Genomic DNA, 20,025 nt, shown 5'->3' with positions numbered 1-20,025 from the left:
TAATAGCAAGGTGCTTTCGTCTGGGGCTTTTTTTGATGATCTGCTGAACTATGCAATATGATGTCGCCGCTATTATTCGAGGTTATGCTCAAGGTTATTTTCTCATGGCTGATGAGAGCAATGGACTGGGATGGTATGGAAGTAAGGAAAGAACTCTAATCCCTTTGGATGAAAAATTTCGCTACCCCAAGTCCTTACAGCGTGTTCTCAACCAAAACAGGTTTACAGTAGCGATTAACCGCGATTTTCTCGGTGTGGTTGCTGGTTGTGCTAACCGTGAAACAACCTGGATTTCTCCAGAATTACAAAAGATTTACTGGTCACTTTACCAGACAGGCTATGCTTATAGTTTTGAAACTTGGCAAGGTGATCAACTTGCAGGGGGAATTTTAGGAATTGTGATTGGTGGTGTTTTCATTGGTGAATCAATGTTCTACCGCATTCCTGAAGGTTCTAAAGTAGCAATGGTGAAATTGGTAGAAAGGTTGCGCCAACAGAAATTTATGCTGTTTGACGCGCAAATGATGAATCCCCATTTAGCCAGATTTGGGGCTTATCCTATTAATAATAAAGAATATGATATTTTGCTTCAGCGAGCTTTACAACTTCCTTGTTCCCTAGAGTGAGTGCGGGGCGGATGGGGAAATGGTCAAATATTGTTCCCTGTTCCCTGCCTCTACGAAAAATATGGCTTACACCTCCCGTAAGGGATACATAAATCAAATCGGATCACTATATCTGTTTCACATAAACCATCAAATATAGGACTTACTCACTGTACAAATTCATCAAACATAGGTCGTTTTAGGGTTTGATTACTCATGACTTTATGGGTAAAGCTCATTCCTAAACCCCTGCGACAGATCCGGTTTTTTCCATAAAATATATTCGGTATGTTCTGTCAATGCGTAAGTCCTATTATCTTTCCTCTGCCTTCAATCACCTGCTGACGCGATTTTCTGTGACTAGGGTAAGGCTAACCCATGCGCCTTTATCGTCATAGCTACGAATTAAGCGTTGGCGTAAATTTGGTTTAATCAGCCACCCTACCTCTAAAAATAAAGGTTGACGCAACTGCATTTGTAAGGGAGAAGTTGCCGAAGCGCCATCAGGTAAGAGTAAAACTTGTACCTGCTTTTGGGGATTTTGATCAAAGATGATGATTGAATCTTTTATAGTAGCGGTGGAGGTGATTGTGCGACCATTAAAACTGGTATTTTGAATTAATTTTCCTGCGGCATCCAATTGTAGGTGCAGTTTTGTAGAGTAGGTATTGGGCTTTTGCAAATCTGGATATATAGTTACTGCTTCACCTTGCCATTCTCCCAATAAGTCATCTATTTGTAAGATTGGGGTTTCTACTGGTGGTTGAGTTCCCCCTAGATATTCACGAATCAGGGTTATTTTATCTAATTGTCCATTTTTATCAAATAATTGGACTAGACGTTTACGTCGATTTTCATAAATCAAACCGAGTTCAGCCCCAAATTCTGTAAATGGTGCTAGTTGAATCGAACCTTGGGAAAAAGCGCCATTTTCAAAAAACAACGTACTCTGCGCCAGGGAACTGTATTCTAAAATTAAATCTTCTTGCCCTTGACGGCTAACAACCTGGCGAATAGTCTGATTATTGTTTAAACCTGCCAAGGAAACTACACTAGGGATATCTGCCAATAGTTTCCCTTGAGGTGAATAACGAGCAAATGAACCTTGCCATTCACCAAGATTTTGCAGCAAGCATTCCCATTGTGATGTCATAAAATAAGTCCTGTAATTTAACCAGACCAGAGGCAATATTACGAATTACAAATTACGAATTACGAATTATTTCACCTGAGTTCGACATAAGATAATTTGTGGAAAACTCGCCTCCGCGAGGAGTCTCAAACCCTTATTATCTCGCCCTTAAAAATCATAACTCCGTTCGCGTAGCGTCTCCTAAGGAGAAACTCCGAACTCCGAACTCACGTTAATCCATATTCTTCTGATAGGAAGTATTTAAGAAACTGAGCGTTTTTCCTCAACTTGCGGAGGAATATTATCCTTAACTAATTGCCAAAAATGCTGAATAGGAGGAATCTGGAGACGGTCGTGAGTTGTTACCATCACTACCCGACGGGTTAAGCTGGAATTATCAGCTAAATTAGTATTGCAGGCTAGAGGACGAACAGCCAGACTAGGATCACATTTTGCTTCCATTAATGCAGACTGTGGTAGTAAAGCAATGAGTTCTCCTTGACGGACTACACCGCGAAAAGCATCTAAAGTGTTTACCTCCAAAGCAGCGATAAGTGTAGCTTCCAGTCGCTCAAATCTATCTTGGATGAGACGTTGCATTCCATATCCATCTTTAAATACCACTTGTGGATAACGAATTAAATCTGACCAAGGGATAGATTCATACTTGGCTAGGGGATGATTAGCTGCGGTTAAAACTTCAATTGGCTCTTCATATAGTACTTCCACCGCCATTTCTCTACCAGTGATTAAAAAGCGATTATGCATAACAATTGCCAAATCTACCAAACCGTCTTTGAGAACTTTCAAAGAGCGATCGCTTCCTAATGATGTTACACGCAACTGTACATCTGGATAACTATGACAAAATTTTTGCAGAACTGGTGGTAAATAAGATGCACATACAGAATGAATAGCTGCAATACATAATTCTGGCTGTTTTCCCGCGACTAAATCGGCTAATTCTGCCGTTGCAGTTTCCCACTCTTGGCAAATTTTGCGGACACGAGGTAACAATCGTTCACCCCCTAGGGTCAGTTTAGCGTGAGTTGTTCTATGAAATAGTTCTACACCTAAATCTGCTTCTAGTGCTTGAATTTGTCTGCTGACAGTCGATTGAGTAACACCACACTTTTTTGCTGCTTGTTGAAAACTGCCAGTTTGTGCGATCGCCAAAAAAGCTTGCAACTGCTCTAAACGCATTTTAATAATTCGTAATTCGTAACTGAGATTGAGACAGCGATACAAAATCTGCTGCTTTATCCTAGTACATTTTGATACAAGTCCATCAATTTTGGATTTTGGATTTTGGATTTAATCCGTACTCTTGTGCGCTAAGTCTCTAACTGCTGTGATTGTTGAAGAGCAATTTCTGGTGAGATATGTTTCAAAGCGGCAATTACGTGCATTCTAACGTGGGCATCAGCATCTACTAACATAAAAATTAGCGGTTCAAGAGATTGGATTTGTCCCAATGTTCCTAAAGAAAGGGCAATAGAACTTTTAAGGCTAGTAATATGGATTGCTGGGTGCTGAAGTTGCAGCAATTTTAATAAAATATCAGTAGCCAAAGTAGTTAAATGCGGTTTTTTCACTCTACCCAAAACCGTCACAATTTCTTGCCACAGCAATGGTAGAGAAACTTGATAAAGTGCTTTTTGTAAACACTCCAAACTTGATTTACTTTCCATCCAACTTAAAGCCCGGATGATTTCTAACTGTAATATTACTGCTGTTTGAGGTAATATTAACGCTTGGAATAAACACTTAGCTGCATTATCACGCCCCATCCGAGAAAGGGCAATTGCCGCTGCACAACAGACATCAATATTAACGTCATGCAAACGGGTTTGCAGTTTTCTAACTGAATCTAAAGAGTCTTGTAAATCAGGACGAAAACCTAAACCCAGCACAGCTAAACGTCTAACTACACTTTCTTCATCTTCTAAAGCATTGAGTAAAATTGGTGGTATCCTTGCATCATGAAAACTGCTCAAAGCCTCAATAGCAGCAGCACGGATAGCAGGTTGGCAATCTTCAACTACACTTAATAAAGGTGCAATTGTTTCTGGAGTAGAAAGCTGGGAAAGCGATCGCACCGCCAAAAGTCTAGAATCTTCCTGTGCTAAAAGTTTTGACAGTGTAGCAACTCCAATTTTACCCATTTGTCCCAAAGCTGCGATCGCAATATCCTTCAATTCCCCATTTTCATTACTACTCAACAACTCCACCAAAGCCGTAACCGCATCTGGGTGTTGAAATTCCCCCAAAGTCCGCGCAGCATACCAGCGTAACTCTTCCTCTGCATTTTCATCTGCTAAAATTTCGATTAACGGTGGTATAGCAATGTTTCCTAAACGTAGCAAAACCTTAGTAATCTGCCAGCGTTCGTGAAAGTCCCCCATTTGTAAAGCTGAAAGTGCTAATTGCAGCAAATATTCTTGATTTTCAACTATTTCTGAATCTGGAGATTCCAAAACTGATGCTTGCAGATATTCAATCAGTGATGAAAAATCTGTGGTTTGCGACTTTAGCAAAACATGGGGGATCTTATGCACCATAACCTGTATAAATTTGTATTAGTTTAAGTTGTTTTCACTAAAACTGAATTTCCCTCAATCTTGGCGCTGAAAGTTTTGAGTGGTTTTTCTGCTGGGCCTGCTTGTACCTTACCATTACCGCTAAATTCTGCATCATGACAGGGACAAACAAAGTTATTTTTATTTGTTTTCCATTCAACTGTGCAACCTTTGTGAGTGCAAGTAGGGTTAACAGCAATCAAATTTCTGGCATTTTTAGATGTACCAACTACCAATATCGTACCCAGAGGAGAATCTTTCACCAAGAGTTGGCCAGTTTTATCTAATTCTGCCACAGTACCAACTTTTTGCCAGTTTGCAGCAGCGGAATTATTTTGAGAAGCTGCGGAAGATGCTGTTGTATTCGTTTCAGGAGAACAAGCAGCAAGCGCTACAGGTAAAGAACTAGCTAAACAACCCAAACCTACCCAATTGATAAAATCACGACGCTTCATAGTTGTTTTAATTTGCTGTCTGTTTTTTGAATATTCATTATTATTACTGATAAATTTCATGCTGTCATTATTTTGACTTTATTCCTGTAACCAATTTTCTAAACTTAACCCCTCAACCCTCAACAAATCACTATCATTAGAAACTACAATAAACCCCTTAATAATAGCAGTCGCAGCAATTAAAATATCTTCTGTTTGTATTGGTAAACCTCTTAATCTGAGATTTGCATGAATTTCTGCTGCTTTTTCCACAATTGCTAAATCATCCAAAAAAAATGATTTGATAATCCTTACAAAAATTATCAAATCTTTCTAATTGTTTAGTTGCGTTAACTGTAAACAAACCTCTTTTAACTTCAAAGTAAGCAATACAACTGATACTCAATAATCCTTATTGCGATTGAAATTGTTTTAGTCTTTTCTTAATTATGGGATTATTTTTTAGTTCTAAGGAGACAATATTGGTATCTAATAAATAAGTCATTTTCTCTATTTACGTTTAATCATTTCATCAAAAATTGCTAATTGTTCGGGAGTTAATACATTTAATGTGCCTGCTACTGCTTCTGTCACCATAATCCCACTACAACGTGCTTTTAATTCCTGGTCTTCCATACTATTAAACTTCTCAATAGGTAAATTTTGCTGAAATAAGTTACATAACTCTTCCACTATTTCCTCTGCCTTTAGTTCTTCCTTAAATAACGGACGTTCTTCCATTAAAATATTGACAACTTTCTCAATTCTGGTTTTCATATATTCGGCTCTTGTATCTCTTTTATGAAGAATTAATACTAAAGTGCCAGTTTAATAAACTACGTAAAACTAGTTGAAGAAGCAAATACAGGAAATCCCAAGTATTTTACTAAAAAAATAAAAGTTATCTTAAATTTGAGGGAAACAACACTAATTTCTGATTTGTCTCAATATGCTGATACACCAGATTGTCTAGTAGATTATTTAGAATCTTTTAGAACTTCTGTGAGTTGAAATTATCATCATACTTTGCGCGAAACATTCATCTGTAGTATTTTATTATTTGTAATTAACAAAACACTCTTAGGAAAATTACCCATGCTATATCACCTAGATTTTCATGTCGAATACCCCGACAACATGACACAGCAAGAACTATTTACAATTTGGAATGAAGAAGCTGATGCAGCATTGCAAGCAAAACAAGCAGGAATTGTTGTAGATTTGTGGAAATGTGTAGGAACTCGTCGAGTAATTGCAATTGTGGATGTTCCCACACCTGACACCCTTGATCAAATTCTCTTGGATTTACCTATCATGAAAAAAATGGGTCAAAATGTGCAAGTAGAAGTAACTCCTTTGAGAAGATATGAAGACTTTGCAGTAGATATCAAAGCTAGGTTAGAGAAAAAAGAAAAGTAGACAAAAATATAATACCCTGACTTAAAAATTCGTTGATTGCAGATTAGTTATACTAAGAACGGGTTAAAAGTGTCATTCTGATAGCGAAGCGTGGCGTTAGCCATACGAAGTGAAGAATCTCCGAGATACTTCTCTACGAGACGCTCCGCGAACGCTGCACTACGTTACGCTCAGTATGACATAAGTCCAGATTTCACCCATTTGCAGTATAGCTAACTTATAGTGTTTTTTTGACAGACTTTAATTGTCTCCAGAGAAGTTGAATCTGCTTGTAAGCTTCCTCTGGAGCAATTTTACCACCAGTTTGTAAACTACAAATATAATTTACTCGTTGAGAAAATTCTTGCAGATGTAAATTAAACTTTAAACACTCCGTCTTCAATTCTCCATGATATGGACTACGAGGATAGAGAAAATCAGATAATTCAGATAAAAAATCAGAGCTTGTATTCATAAGTTTAAGTACTGATTCAAGATGAATATTGATGGTTAAGAAAATCTGATCAGAGGCAATAAATGTATTTAGTTATAGCCTTTCCCACTCTAGTTAGATACAAAATTACCCCTCCCCAACCCTCCCCTTACCAAGGGGAGGGTGCGCGACAGCGCGGGTGGGGTGTATTTCATGAGCTTGGGAATTGCTATATTAAATCTGTTAATTTCAATCATATTGTAAATCACTTTTTCCTATTTTCCATGTTCGACCCTTTTGACAAGCATTACAAGCAGCAGTTTTTGGCTCAAAATCGACACAGCCAATGGCGTGTTCACAACAAGCTTTCTTAGGATGTACAGTACATTTAAGACGATAGTCATTAGTAAAATATTCACAATTATGACAAGGAATTTGATGTAATTTATATAAATAGTTGATTCCTTTTTTTACCGTTAACCAAACACTGCAAAGCAATAAAATCGTCATTATCCAAGCACATAAGGCGCAAAAAATCATAGCCATATATTTATTACTCCCAAAAAAATTGTAAGAAATAGCCCACAGTCAAATGCTATTAACTACAGGCTGAAATTGTGACTAACTGATGTTGAGCAAAGTTTACGTTATGAGGAAATACTACGGGAACGCCAAGCGTGCCAAACATAACCGAAGAAGGCTACTATTCCCAGAAAAAATTGAATATTTGCCATACCTAAACGTTCTGAGCCATAAAATTCTGGTGGAAAAACCGTATTGTTGTAACCGACAAAAGTGGCAGAAATCCAAGACATTAAAGCCAAACCAAGTAAACTATAAGCAAGTATTTCTTCCCCATTTTCTATGGGTAAAATTTTCCTGATCCAATTAAAAGGACTGACAATAATATGCCAAATGCCACCGAAAATCAGAATGCAAGCGATCCAAATATGACCACCAATGACATCTTCTAAATTGTCCACACTGGCAAGTCCTAAAACATTCCAGCTACCATTTTTCATCCCGACTAAGTAGCTAAAAATTATTTCTGGATTCAGAGTAGGGTGAGAAATGAGACGCACATCTTGTAAATGGGTATCATAAATTCCACCAAAAAACATGGCTTTTAGCACTAACAAAAATGCACCTAAACCTAAAATAATCAAGTGGTGTCCCAAAATTAAACCTAATTGTTTGGGATCATTCCATTCATAGTGAAATCTTGCTACTCTGCCACCAGCAGTATATAAAATTGCTGGACTACGAAACACATGAAATAATCCACCAGCACCCAAGACAGCAGAGGCAATTAAATGTAAGATGCCAATGACAAAATAGGGATAAGTATCTACAATTTGACCACTAGTACCCACACCCCAACCTAAAGTTGCTAAATGAGGTAATAAAATCAAACCCTGTTTATACATTGGGATGTTAGGAACATAGCGAAGCACTTCGGAAATAGTAGTAGTTCCTACCCAAAATATAATCAAACCAGCATGGGCAATATGAGCGCCTAATAATTGCCCCGATAAATCTGTTAAACGGGCATTACCAATCAACCAAGATAATTTTGTATTGGCTGCAAAGGTTCTATCAGTAGAAATGGTCACAGTCATACAATTTGGGATTTTAGATTATGTATTTTGGATTTTAGATTGATTAAGCCCTAACAAAAGGCTATCTTTGAGGAAAGTGCCAAGTCTTTAATTAACTCAGCACTAATGATAATTTATGACTCGCTACTGATGGCATTTAATGATTTTTCAATCTGTTTAAAATCAACACCAATTGCCCTGAGTGCGTGCCACAAATGACCTTGCAAAAAGAAGAATGCTAAGAAGAAATGGGCATTGGCTAACCATGCTCTAGCACTATATCCACCATTTGCTAACTTGATGATATCGGCAAAATAGGGACTCACACCCAGTTTTAGTTCCAATATAGAACCATAAAATTCCACTGGATAAGCAAGGGTATTGACTGAACAAAAATAAGCGGCAACAAATCCAGCTAAAGCAATACCTCCTAATGAATAGGAAAGAATAGCTTCACCAGAAAAAATTAACAGTTTTTTTGCCCAAGGTAATGGCTCTATAAGAATGTGCCAAATACCTCCACCAATGAGGGTTAGACCTACATAAATATGACCACCAATGAAATCCTCTAAATTGTTAACAGTGGCGAAATGAGTTTGATAGCCATAGATAATAAAGGGGTTAAGAGTGGGGTCGGTTACAACTCTGACATTATGAATTGTTGCGTCATATATTCCTCCCCAAAACATCGCTTTTCCCACCAATAATAAGGCTGCTATGCCTAAAAATAGGAGGTGATGACCCAAAATCAATCCTAGTTGTTTGTGGTCATTCCATTCAAAGTGAAATTTACGAGCAAAACCAATGCTTTCTTTTAAATTTCGTGGTGCTTTAAAGGTATGAAAGAGCGCACCTGCACCCAAAACGGCAGAGGAGATTAAATGCAAAGCGCCAATGACAAAGTAGGGATAAGTATCTACAACTTGACCACCTGCACCTACACCAAAACCTAAAGTAGCTAAATGGGGTAGTAAAATTAATCCCTGTTCACCCATAGGGATATTCGGGTTATAGCGAGAGACTTCAAACCATGTAAATGCCCCAGCCCAGAGGGTTGTTAGTGCTGCTTGTGCGACGTGAGCGCCAATAAATAAGCCAGAGAGGTTGGCGAAGCGGGCATTACCAACCCACCAATCAAATTTGACCTTGGGATTATCGTATGTCTGCATTGCTTACTAATTTATGACTTGTTGCTAGAAATACTCAAGTAATAGCTATTTAACTTCAATAGATAAAAGTTGATAACATGACTAAAGTCAGTTAAATGATTGAAGTTAATAGCTGATCTAGTGATTACAAATATAGTTTATTGATAAATATTCCTATTTAGTTAGCTCTGTAATAAAGCTTAACAATTAGTAATTCAAACAAATATTGCAACGCAAAATCAGCGACAATAGTTAATTTTATCGCTGTCAAAGGTTTAGATAAATTATTACTAGGGGTGATAAATATGCCCCTAAGAAATACTTGCTAATTTGTTGAATTTTGAGAAATTAGTTGAGATATCAGCATTGGTTGGAGATGATAAAGTCGCCAAAAACTCAATATTTGCTCCCCAACATCTTGAGGATAAAAGTAATGAAAAAAATGATATCCTTGAGGGCATTCCCAGAGATGGTCTTCTGGTTTAAAAAATTTTAACCAATCCTGTAATGCAGGTGGAGCGGCAATGGGATCATTTTTGCTACCACATACCATCATTGGCATCGAAACTCCACCTTTAGGCAAATCAACCAACTTGAAGAGAGAGTGTAATAATGGGGTTTGCTCCAAATCTTGGTCTAAAGCTGCCATTAACTTTTTAGTGGTGTGAGCAGGTTGCTTGCCAAAGAGACTGCGGACGTTATTTGCTAAGACTTGTTCACGACTAACTGAAAATAGTTCTCTTTGAACATAGTAGTGAGTGTGCCAAGTATGGGCAGGTTGAGAAGCCACAGCTAATAAAGTGAGCGATCGCACCTTTTCGGGATAACGACGAGCAAAATTTAAAGCGATCGCACCACCAGCACCATGACCAGCTAAATGTATAGAACCACTACAAGGGGTCAAAAACTCATAGACTAAATCCACCGCTTCATCTATAGAACTACCCTCATCTTTTTCTTGATGGTACTCCCACTGAGCGACCTTCATATACTTACAGAAATATTTAAGCAACGGTTGATCAAACCTTGCCAAAGCGGGACTAGAACTTAACCACAAAACATCAAACATATCAGACATAAATATTCTCACAAAATAGAATAGAGGATGGTAAGGAAGGTGTAGTTAATCAAATTATCCACACCTTGACAACTGACAAATGACTACTAAATAATGGCAAAAACAGAATTTTTTACAAACCAAATTCTGTCTTTAACTGAGCCACCCAAGCCTTGATACGTTGATCAGTTAAATCAGATTGATTATCATCATCAAGTGCCAAACCGACAAACTTACCATTTTTAAATGCCTTAGATTCATTAAAATCATAACCATCCTTTGGCCAATAACCCACAGTTTTACCTCCACGCTCGGAAATTTTTTCTTCTAAAATGCCCATAGCATCCTGAAAATTATCCCCATAGCCAAGCTGATCTCCAGTACCAAAATAGGCAACTAATTTACCCGAAAAATTGATAGTATCCAATTCCGGAAAAAAGCCTTCCCAATCACTTTGTAGTTCACCAATATTCCAAGTAGGACAGCCGATAATCAGGTATTGATACTCCTCTAAATCAGTGGCATCCGCTTGGGAAATATCCTGAAGTGTCACCACATCATCACCAAACTCATCCCGAATCATTTCCGCAGCAGATTCGGTTTTACCAGTTTGAGTACCGTAGAACAAACCAACTTTTTTTGACATTTTCAAACCCCCTTCAATAAAAATCAACTTAGGAAAATAAACTGCTATTAGTTAATAGCAAAAAAGCAAACAAAGCTCCCCCAGAACCACCAACCATCCAACCAATATTAAACTGACCCCAAGACTTAGCTGTGGTTAAATTATCTGGTAGCTCTCCTTGAGGCGATTGGCGTTTTTGGAAAGTTGCCTTACCATACAGCCACAAACAAATTGATAGAATCAACAGCAACCCAATAGTAGCTATTAACCCAGCTTGATTTGCTAACTCCGTATTCCGTAGCGGACCCAATTTTACAAAAGGGCCAAGCAGGAAATAACCATGAGCCATGCCAATTTCTAAACCGCGATAAAAAGGAGACAACCCCGGACGGTAAATAGGAAGATTGCCTAAAAACTTCAGTGTTAAATCAGAAGCATTGACAGGAGTTTGTAAATTGCCAAATTCTGGGGAATCCAAATAATTGACAACCCCTTCCTGAAAGTCCAAACCCGCTGCAATTACACGCACTCTTAGAGCGTGCCAAATATGACCCAATAAAAAGACAACACCTAAAGCAGAATGGCTAGTTGCTAACCAAGTGCGAACCGAAATTACTTCTGATGTGCTACTAAATCCCAAAGGTCCATAGAACTCAGTTGGATAAACGGTATCATTAACAGTCACAAAATATGCTGCTAACAAACCCATGTATGCCAAAGCAGCAAGACTGTAAGATAAATAAGCCTCACCAGACCAAAACAATATCTTTTTTGCCCAGGTGAAAGGAGTAGTGAAAATATGCCAAATTCCGCCACCAATACAAAGCAGTCCTACCCAGACATGGCCACCAATAACATCTTCTAAATTATTGACAGCAGCCATACCTTGACCACCAAACAGATAACCAAAGATCCGCACAGGATTGAGAGTTGGGGCTGTAATTATCCTCACAGATGCCACAGCAGGGTCATAAATACCACCCCAAACCGTGGCTTTTAGCACCAGTAAAAATGCTCCTAAACCCAACAAAACCAGATGAATCCCAATGATGGTGGTCATTTTGTCTTCATCTTCCCAGTTGTAGCCAAAAGAACCAGGAAAATTTTTGTTTTCTGCTAATACCTTGGGTCCTAAAAGAGCGTGATAAATCCCCCCAGCACCAAGTACAGCCGAACTGACCAAATGCAGTACACCAATAACAAAATAGGGATAGATATCAATAATTTTGCCACCATCACCAATACCAAATCCTAAGGTTGCCAAATGAGGTAGTAAAATTAACCCTTGTTCATATATTGGACGGGAAGGGTTGTATTTACTGATTTCAAATAGGGTCATTGCCCCAGCCCAAAGTACAATTAACCCAGCATGGGCAACATGAGCGCCTAAAATTCGACCAGATTGGTTAATAAACCGAGCGTTACCTGCCCACCATCCATACTCAGGTGGGTTAATAGTTGCAGTAGTCATAGTTACATTACCTCACCACGAGTTGGACGTAAAACTTCACCGGTGCGAAAATCAAAACCCGCAGCCCGTAAGGCGTGCCAAAGATGCCCTTGGAGAAAGAAAAAGCCTAGCCAAAAGTGAGCATTTGCCAACCACACACGAGAAGATAATAAATCTCCATTGTGGAAATAGGGAAACCTGTCAAAGCTAATGCTCAAAGGTGTACCGTAAAATTCTACAGGGTAAGCAAGTGTGTTCACGGAGACGAAATAGGCAGCGATAAAACTCATTAAGCTTAAAGCTCCCAAACTGTAGGATAGGTATGCTTCTCCTGACCAAACAAACAGCCGTTTTACAAAGGCAGAAGGCTCAGTGGTAATGTGCCAGATACCCCCCGCTATGCAGATAATACTGACCCATATATGACCAGCAACCAAGTCTTCTAGGTTGTTCACTCCGGCAATCCAGTATTTATGACTGCCTATCAGGTAGCTGAAAATAACCGTAAAGTTCCAGGTAGGGTGATTAATGACTCGTACTTGTCCAAAATTTGAGTCGTACAAACCTCCGAAAAAGATAGCTTTGGCAACGAGTAAACCTGCCCCTAAACCCAGTAAAACTAGATGAATACCAAGAATATTTGTCATTTTATTGGCATCTTGCCAACGATAGCCAAAGAAAGAAAATTTTTCTTCTAGGATAGCTGGACCCCATAAAGCATGGAATATTCCTCCCAGTCCTAGAAAAGCAGAGCTAATAAGATGCAATGCTCCAATGACGAAGTAGGGATAGGTATCTACAATTTGACCACCACTACCTACACCCCAACCCAAGGTTGCTAGGTGGGGTAAGAGAATTAAGCCTTGCTCGTACATTGGTTGTGAGGGCTGGAAATGGGCAAGTTCAAATAAGGTTGTTGCACCAGTCCAAAACACGATTAATCCTGCATGGGCAACATGAGCGCCTAAAAGTCGTCCTGAAAGGTTTGTTAAATGGGCGTTCCCTGACCACCAAGGTATGGACTCCGGGGTTTGCACAGCCATGCTCGTCATGGTGTAATTTCCTGTGAATTGTTAGAAATAGTTGCGAGGCTCATTTTACTTATTGAGATTTATATTCAATAAGTTCTGAGGATATACTACCAGACTTATTGAGATAATTTATCATCTAATAATGATGAATTTTTGTAAAGCATAAGGTGAAAATAGCTGAAAGCCTTTATTTACAAGGATTTTATTTATATTGCTAGAGAATAAATTTATTTTGCTATCTAGATTACTGAAACTAGATTTGCTATTTATTAGTGATAAGCCTGCTTGGATAAAACCCAAGATTATCATCCTTGCTACTTAATTAAATGAAATAAATGTTACAATTTATGCGAAACAGAAACAATGTTAGTATAAAAAACACAAGTATTACACAAATCACCCATATCTCAATGCGGAGTTGCTTCCCACAGAGAGAGGCTTTGATATTCACAAAAATACTTTTAAAATATCCTCTTAGGAAAAAGTCAGATTAGACACAGTTAAATTAGTATTTAATACTAGGAAGAATAAGGATATCTATCATTTCACCAACGGCTAAACCTAAGCCAGCAATGACTGTTAATATCCAAAATGAATCTGTTTTGTTAAAGCCAGAAAAACGCATTTCTAGATCAGCCAACAGCGTAGTTGCCAGAGGTATAATAAATATGCTGAACAAGATTGACCAAATTGCGATTAAAGCGATTGATGAGCTTAAGAATAAGACTACAATTAAGGTTTGAGAACCAAAGACTAAGAGACTTTCTAACCAAGAGTTACTCTTTCTAACTATAGCTATTGCAAGTACTGCAACAAAAGCTCCCACTAACCAAGCGATTTGGTGAGCAGCAAGATACCAACCTAAAAAATCGTAAGCCAACCAAAGTAATACCAGAGATGTTACAGGAACTCTGTAGAAAAATGCTATATTCATACTTTATCAGACCTATGATAATCTTGCAATTAACATATTTAATTTATAAAAATTAATGTTATTTATCCATTTTATATAAACAATTTTGGAAATTATTCCTCTATCTCTAGATCAATTTTAACATTCTAGATTTCGGAATTTCATTTATCTGGCATTTATTAATTAAATTTATTCCTTTAGATATACATTCAAATCATGGCAAGCAAAACTATCGACAGAGATAGCTGAACTTTTGTTTTGTTAAACCTATAATTGAAATATAGTAAATAGTCTGGTTTTCACAAATTACTGAAAAAACATATTATCAAGAAGGTAAATAATATGTATGTTGAACAAATATTACAACAAAAAGCTGCGGATAAAAGAATCTTACATCAGTTAACACAGAGTGACAGTAAACAAGAATATACACAACAGCAGCCTCTAAATATATCCGATCTAGCAATAGCTTTAACTCCCTTGAGTTTTGTTTTTATTTGGGCTATTTTTTTGTTTATTTTACAGAAAATTCGCTCTAATTTAGATAACAAAATAGCTTTTAGTGTAAATACTGTACATCAAGTCCCTTGTAAAAATTGTAAGTTTTTTGCCAATAACCATTATCTTAAATGTGCTGTGAAGCCTGATATCGTTCTTACGGAAGAGGCAATAAATTGTTCTGAATACTGCCCTAAAAAAGGGAAGTTTCCGACCAATAAACTCTTTGGCTAATTTGGTTCTTATTTTCCTGACTCCTGAATTCTTATGTATTGTTTGTGGGTTTAAACTTCCTTCTGTTTCCCGGACTGTAAGAGGTTTTGTAGCATAGGTGCAAGTTCTTTATTTAATCGTCCAGATCGTACAAATTCTGCGTAAGTATCTGCCTCTATCGCCAGTAATTCTCCTCGAAATTGCTCAGTAGAGAATTCCCTGAGATTAGGATATTCATTTTGTAACTGATCAATTTCTCCTTGTAAATCATCAATTTCACCTTTGATTAGTGCTTCTTGATAACGGTAAAATTCAGGGTCAATTCCCGGACGTTGATCTGCTTGGAGGTGTTGCAGAACTCGCTCTAAGGCTACATTCCGAGCAGATAATTCTAAGTATTGCTCACGGAGACCAGCATCGCCCAATAAATTCAATTTTTGTAATAAAGGTTTGATGGTTAATCCCTGTACTAGTAAAGTAAACAAAACTACGCCAAATACAGTAGCGATGATTTTGTCTCGTTCTGGCAGAATTGTCGGTACACTTAAAGCCAGGGCAATGGAAACAGAACCACGTAATCCACCCCACCAAAGGATTGTTTGTTCGGGTAAGGAAATTTCTGATTTAGTAATATTAGTGCTAATAAAGCTCAGAATATAAATTGCTAATGCCCGCATGATTATCATAGCTATGACTGTGACAAAAATGATGCCTAAGTTTTCTTCCAAACTAGCAAAGCGAATTTGATCACCAATCAATAAAAAGACAATTGAGTTGACAAAGAAAGCCAAAAATTCCCAAAATTCGGAAACAATGATCCGAGTCCGAGGATTCATGCCGATACGAGAACCAAAGTTACCTAAAATTAAACCTGTGGTGACAACTCCAATTACTCCAGAACCACCTAAATCTTCAATAATTAAGTAAGTTCCATAAGCTGAAACTAATGTTAACGACTGTTCCACCATTGGTAAATCGAAGCGTTGGGTAAGGTAGGAAATACCAAAGCCAATTAAACTACCGACTGCGACACCGATACCGACGACGGTGAACAACTCGATCAAAAGAGGCTGAAATCCTAATTGGACTTTTCCTAGCGGTAGGGCTACCAAAAAACCAAAAGCTACTACAGCCATGCCATCATTGAATAAGCTTTCCCCTTCCATGAGGGTGACAAGACGCTTACCTACACCTAGTTCCCTAAACAATGCAGTCACAGAAACTGGGTCAGTAGCCGATAGACTAGCACCTATGAGTAAAGCTGTGGTGAGGGAAATTCCAGCGAATTGATTGAGGCCGATAGCTACACCAAGAATAGAAATTACTACTCCGAAGACTGCATATAAACAAATTGGGAAAAAATCTTCCTTTAGTTCCTTCCAGTGCAAATTCCAAGCGGCTTCAAATAAAAGTGGTGGTAAGAAAATGAACAAAATCAAGCCGGGGGAAAGGGTGACAAGACGGACATCAGCGATCGCTAAACCCAAGCCGACAATTACCAATAGTAATGTATAAGGTATTTGGCGAAACCAACTAAATATCTGCGGTAAAGTCGCCACACTTAAGGAAACTGAAAGTACCAAAAGAAATTGCTTGAGATTGGTTGCAATAATCTGCTCACCGATTTCTGATTCAATCATCATAAAAAAATATGGTAAAGTTCTACACTGATTCCTGCTTTCTGCTTCCTGCCTTCTGCCTCCTAACTCCTGCCTACTCCTGAACTCCATCTTGATATTTTGCTATCAACTCTTTCACTTGAGTCATTACAAGTGGGTGCGGATCTGTTTGCAAGTGGGGGAGAATTTCTTGAAGAACACGTCGGGAAACTACGCTCAAGTATGATATTACTGCTTCTCTGACAAAGCCTGTAGGATGGCGCAAATTTGCCAAAATTACCGTAGTTGTGAGTCGGATATAAGCAGCTTGGGAAAAATGAAAACAGCAAGCTAAACACCAGTCAGAGAGCAAATGAGCATTGGTTAACAGCTTACAAAGGCGTTCAGAGACTGAAATATTTTCATATTGCCAAAATCCCGCATCAACAAGATACTTAAGCTTTTCTGCTTCTGGTCGTCGATCTAAAATGTTCAACAACAGAGACTTACAAGGCAAATTGATAGTGTGATCTAAGATTTCTAAACCCCGTGCTAAATTGACCAATGACTGAGATTGGAGGTTGAAAGCTGCGGCTTGCATCTTTTCTGCGGGGTAAAGCAGCTTCAATAACAGTAATAATCTATCTTTGACATCTAATTCTAATTCTAAAAGTGCGCGTTGCAGCAACTTACCGATAGTTAATAGCCGTTCATTTCCTTGATAATTTTCTAGAGAGTCTAGTGTTTGGAAGTCTAGATAAGCGGCATAAATATCCCCAAGCAATCGTATTTCTTGCTCAACTAAAGCTTCGACGCGACTTTCATAGAACTGATCGATCGCACTGATTTTTCCTGGTTGTTGGTGAATTTTCAGTAAACTGCGGAGGATATAATCCCTATTAGTACCCCAGGATGTTTCCAAATGTAGCCATAAAGTTTCTATTGCTTCAAGGGTACCGATTTGAGCAATGGTACGCCAAGCGTACATTCGCACTACTTCCGGTTTGTAAATATTGGTAGCTAGTTTCAATAACATCGGGATAGCTTCATTTTCCATGCTCACTAGGCACTGCATGGCTGTATTCCGAGTTGATTTGTAATAGAGTGCTGCTAAGAGTGTGGGATAGTACTCTTCTAAACGAGTGGCAGTGATCATTTCTAATACGGCACAGCGTACCCGTAATGAATCATCCTGCAATAAATTGGGGATATGAATCCGCAGTGCCTGTAAATAGATGGCTTCTCTGAGCGCTCGAACTCCATTCACCCGCTCTCTTTCTTGTTTATGAGTCAACATCAGGCGCATAGTTTTAGTAGCTGCCAGCTTTTGCATAGGGTTTCCTTGACGCAATAGCAAAGCTGCGGCTGTGGCGCGGATGAGTGGGTGGTGTTTTGGTTGCAGGTAATCTTCTAATAGGCTTAAATCAGGATTGACTCCAGCCAGCCAAACGTAACGCATCGCTAGAGCAAACACTTCAGGATCAACTGTTGCTTGGGGTTGGTCTAACAAGAAACGAACATCAGGGACATAGAGAGGATTTGCACCTGCCAGAAGCATGATTTCTAGACTTTGGGCTTGTAAATCTGGGGGTAACTTAACTAGTAAAGGTGCTAAAACTTCTCCTGATCCGGGCAGATCAATTTGGGTTAAAAGTTCCAAACAAGAGGTTTTATCGGCTGTACTACCTGTTTCTACTAAAGCTTTGACTATTCCCTGTTTGAAGGCTCGCAAGCCCACGGTTGCGGCACTTAGTCCGCCTCGTTCTGCACTTAAGACTAATACGTCAACATAGCGCGATCGCAATTCCCAGACTACTTTTAAACAGGTGGCAGCGACAATCACTGTTTCGCCGATTAATACCCACTTTTGTAGTGGTTCAGGGATATATTTTTGCGAGAGAAAGATAGTTCCAAAAATTACTAATCCTGTGACACCAGATGCGATCGCTTCGGCTGTGCCACTTGATAAGGCCTGCATCCGGCTCCGAATCCGCTCAGGAATCGGTTGGTAAAGCGCTGGGCCGCTACTAATTACAAAGGTATAACGCAGCAGTTCATCACAGAATTTGAGACTAATTAAGCCCCAGAAAAATCCAGGTTGTTCAATGGCTGGAAATAAATTCAGCAGGGAGATGATCCCTGGTAATAAAAAGCCAACGGTAATTGGTAAGAGTGCAGCTGTGAAAAACACACCCACTTTTTCAATCAATCGGCTAGAAATAAACCACTGAGTAACTAATTCACATAGTCCCACAATGCCACCAAACACACCTAAAAAGCCAGCCAGTTCTTGTTGACTTAAATTGGAATTGAGTTCGCGCAGATACTGAAAATCTATTAACAAGCCAATGACTTGCAACAGGGCAAAAAAGGCGAATAACTGCCAAACATACCGTTTAAGAGGAGTTTCTAGGCGGCGGTGTCGAGAGGCTTGTTCTTCGGTGATATGCCGTTGTGGGGTATAGGGGAAAGAGGTGGGATATTTATAAGTTAAATAAAATAAAATTCCTGAGCCTAAGAGAATGACAATACAAGCGATGAGAATGACTGTATTGAGGTCGGCGAATTTGAGTAACCAAGGTAAACTAAAGCCACTAATCACATCGGCCACTAATATGCCACTACTAACTAATGGGTAAGTCCGCTTAATTTCCCGAATGTTGAATAGTTGATTAGCAACAATAGAGGTGTTGAGGTCATTGACTACGTAACAGGCATCTACCCATAACCTGAGCAGAAAGATGATAATTACTGCCAGGTAAGGAATATTTATGCCCCAATGCAAGACAACTAGTAATAATAAAGGCACAACCATGCCCGGTGCGATCGCCACAATCACCGCTCGCAAGGGGAAAACCTTTTGTAACCAAGAATATAAAACCACCAACCCAGCCCCTGTGACTGCACTAGCGATATAAATCCAGGGGAGTTTTCCCGCACCATATTTATCTAAAAACATCGCCACAGTGCTATCTTCAGCCCACCGCAATCCTACAGATACAATGGTGTAGAAGGCAAACATCATCCAAGTGCGTTCAACTTCCTCCGGTCGGAGATTTACCCACTTCAGCAATCTTGCCAGAGCGCCTCTATTGGTAGTCAACCAATGATTTTTAACTTCCATGCAGTTTTAATTTCTGGGGTAATCACAGCGCAACAGCCAAGTAATTAGGATAACAGTTACTGAATAGCAAAAATCCTGAACATCTGAGTATTATCTTTCCCACTCAGCTGCCAGGACTATCGTTTTTAAATAAATTTACAGGGCGGGAATTGGAGATTGGGAACTGGGGACTGATTAAACTTACCCTAT

Annotated in this window: 20 protein-coding genes; 3 read left to right on the top strand and 17 right to left on the bottom strand. The window is 38.8% G+C overall.

The features are described from left to right. The first annotated feature begins 50 nt into the window (after positions 1 to 50). Positions 51 to 626 carry a leucyl/phenylalanyl-tRNA--protein transferase gene (gene aat / locus AC012T_RS07945; protein WP_487064612.1) on the top strand — a complete coding sequence of 192 codons (576 nt, stop codon included), beginning with the start codon at positions 51 to 53 and terminating at the stop codon, positions 624 to 626. A 313-nt stretch (positions 627 to 939) separates the two neighbouring features. Here aat and AC012T_RS07940 read toward each other — a convergent pair whose 3' ends face one another. The 6 genes from AC012T_RS07940 to AC012T_RS07915 all read right to left on the bottom strand — a co-directional run bounded on the left by AC012T_RS07940 (position 940) and on the right by AC012T_RS07915 (position 5,527). Further along, the gene (locus AC012T_RS07940) at positions 940 to 1,758 is read right to left on the bottom strand and encodes a DUF3598 family protein (RefSeq protein ID WP_487064610.1); all 819 of its coding nucleotides are present in this window, start codon (positions 1,756 to 1,758) and stop codon (positions 940 to 942) included. 240 nt (positions 1,759 to 1,998) lie between these two features. Then, the gene (locus tag AC012T_RS07935; protein ID WP_487064608.1) at positions 1,999 to 2,940 is read right to left on the bottom strand and encodes a LysR family transcriptional regulator; all 942 of its coding nucleotides are present in this window, start codon (positions 2,938 to 2,940) and stop codon (positions 1,999 to 2,001) included. Positions 2,941 to 3,071: 131 nt separating this feature from the next. After that, entirely contained in the window at positions 3,072 to 4,298 is a 1,227-nt protein-coding gene (locus AC012T_RS07930; RefSeq protein ID WP_487064606.1) for a HEAT repeat domain-containing protein, read from the bottom strand. Between the two features lie 23 nt (positions 4,299 to 4,321). Next, positions 4,322 to 4,771 (bottom strand): QcrA and Rieske domain-containing protein, encoded by a 450-nt coding sequence (locus tag AC012T_RS07925; protein WP_487064604.1) that lies wholly within the window; start codon positions 4,769 to 4,771, stop codon positions 4,322 to 4,324. A gap of 78 nt (positions 4,772 to 4,849) precedes the next feature. After that, positions 4,850 to 5,041, bottom strand: a complete 192-nt coding sequence (locus tag AC012T_RS07920; protein ID WP_487064602.1) for a PIN domain-containing protein — start codon at positions 5,039 to 5,041, stop codon at positions 4,850 to 4,852. Positions 5,042 to 5,260: 219 nt separating this feature from the next. Continuing rightward, positions 5,261 to 5,527, bottom strand: coding sequence for a hypothetical protein (locus AC012T_RS07915; protein ID WP_487064600.1), 267 nt, complete (start codon positions 5,525 to 5,527; stop codon positions 5,261 to 5,263). Positions 5,528 to 5,845: 318 nt separating this feature from the next. On the opposite strand from AC012T_RS07915, the gene AC012T_RS07910 reads away from it, so the two are divergent. Further along, positions 5,846 to 6,169 (top strand): muconolactone Delta-isomerase, encoded by a 324-nt coding sequence (locus tag AC012T_RS07910; protein WP_487064598.1) that lies wholly within the window; start codon positions 5,846 to 5,848, stop codon positions 6,167 to 6,169. A 217-nt stretch (positions 6,170 to 6,386) separates the two neighbouring features. Here AC012T_RS07910 and AC012T_RS07905 read toward each other — a convergent pair whose 3' ends face one another. The 9 genes from AC012T_RS07905 to AC012T_RS07865 form a co-directional block, all read right to left on the bottom strand. Then, the gene (locus tag AC012T_RS07905; protein ID WP_487064596.1) at positions 6,387 to 6,623 is read right to left on the bottom strand and encodes a DUF7219 family protein; all 237 of its coding nucleotides are present in this window, start codon (positions 6,621 to 6,623) and stop codon (positions 6,387 to 6,389) included. A gap of 207 nt (positions 6,624 to 6,830) precedes the next feature. Next, positions 6,831 to 7,127, bottom strand: a complete 297-nt coding sequence (locus tag AC012T_RS07900; protein WP_487064594.1) for a hypothetical protein — start codon at positions 7,125 to 7,127, stop codon at positions 6,831 to 6,833. Positions 7,128 to 7,228: 101 nt separating this feature from the next. Beyond that, a complete protein-coding gene (locus tag AC012T_RS07895) occupies positions 7,229 to 8,194 on the bottom strand; it encodes a chlorophyll a/b binding light-harvesting protein (protein WP_487066509.1) in 966 nt (321 codons plus the stop codon). A gap of 119 nt (positions 8,195 to 8,313) precedes the next feature. Beyond that, positions 8,314 to 9,348, bottom strand: a complete 1,035-nt coding sequence (locus AC012T_RS07890) for a chlorophyll a/b binding light-harvesting protein (RefSeq protein WP_487064592.1) — start codon at positions 9,346 to 9,348, stop codon at positions 8,314 to 8,316. A 304-nt stretch (positions 9,349 to 9,652) separates the two neighbouring features. Continuing rightward, on the bottom strand, positions 9,653 to 10,405 hold the full coding sequence (locus AC012T_RS07885; protein ID WP_487064590.1) for an alpha/beta fold hydrolase: 753 nt from the start codon (positions 10,403 to 10,405) through the stop codon (positions 9,653 to 9,655). A gap of 112 nt (positions 10,406 to 10,517) precedes the next feature. Beyond that, on the bottom strand, positions 10,518 to 11,030 hold the full coding sequence (gene fldA / locus AC012T_RS07880; RefSeq protein WP_487064588.1) for a flavodoxin FldA: 513 nt from the start codon (positions 11,028 to 11,030) through the stop codon (positions 10,518 to 10,520). 28 nt (positions 11,031 to 11,058) lie between these two features. Next, positions 11,059 to 12,480 carry a chlorophyll a/b binding light-harvesting protein gene (locus AC012T_RS07875; RefSeq protein ID WP_487064586.1) on the bottom strand — a complete coding sequence of 474 codons (1,422 nt, stop codon included), beginning with the start codon at positions 12,478 to 12,480 and terminating at the stop codon, positions 11,059 to 11,061. Positions 12,481 to 12,482: 2 nt separating this feature from the next. Then, complete coding sequence (locus AC012T_RS07870; RefSeq protein WP_487066507.1) at positions 12,483 to 13,502, bottom strand: chlorophyll a/b binding light-harvesting protein; 1,020 nt, start codon at positions 13,500 to 13,502, stop codon at positions 12,483 to 12,485. 493 nt (positions 13,503 to 13,995) lie between these two features. After that, positions 13,996 to 14,424, bottom strand: a complete 429-nt coding sequence (locus tag AC012T_RS07865; protein ID WP_487064584.1) for a hypothetical protein — start codon at positions 14,422 to 14,424, stop codon at positions 13,996 to 13,998. A 321-nt stretch (positions 14,425 to 14,745) separates the two neighbouring features. Here AC012T_RS07865 and AC012T_RS07860 point away from each other — a divergent pair, with 321 nt between their 5' ends. After that, positions 14,746 to 15,135 (top strand): hypothetical protein, encoded by a 390-nt coding sequence (locus AC012T_RS07860; RefSeq protein WP_487064582.1) that lies wholly within the window; start codon positions 14,746 to 14,748, stop codon positions 15,133 to 15,135. A 50-nt stretch (positions 15,136 to 15,185) separates the two neighbouring features. On the opposite strand, the gene AC012T_RS07855 is transcribed toward AC012T_RS07860, so the two are convergent. Further along, positions 15,186 to 16,757, bottom strand: coding sequence for a cation:proton antiporter (locus tag AC012T_RS07855; RefSeq protein ID WP_487064580.1), 1,572 nt, complete (start codon positions 16,755 to 16,757; stop codon positions 15,186 to 15,188). Between the two features lie 70 nt (positions 16,758 to 16,827). Next, on the bottom strand, positions 16,828 to 19,836 hold the full coding sequence (locus AC012T_RS07850) for an MFS transporter (RefSeq protein ID WP_487064578.1): 3,009 nt from the start codon (positions 19,834 to 19,836) through the stop codon (positions 16,828 to 16,830). Between the last annotated feature and the right edge of the window lie 189 nt (positions 19,837 to 20,025).

Source organism: Anabaena sp. EIM26, assembly GCF_057568715.1.
Note: the sequence above shows the minus strand (reverse complement) of the source record. Positions and strands in the feature narration are given on the sequence as shown.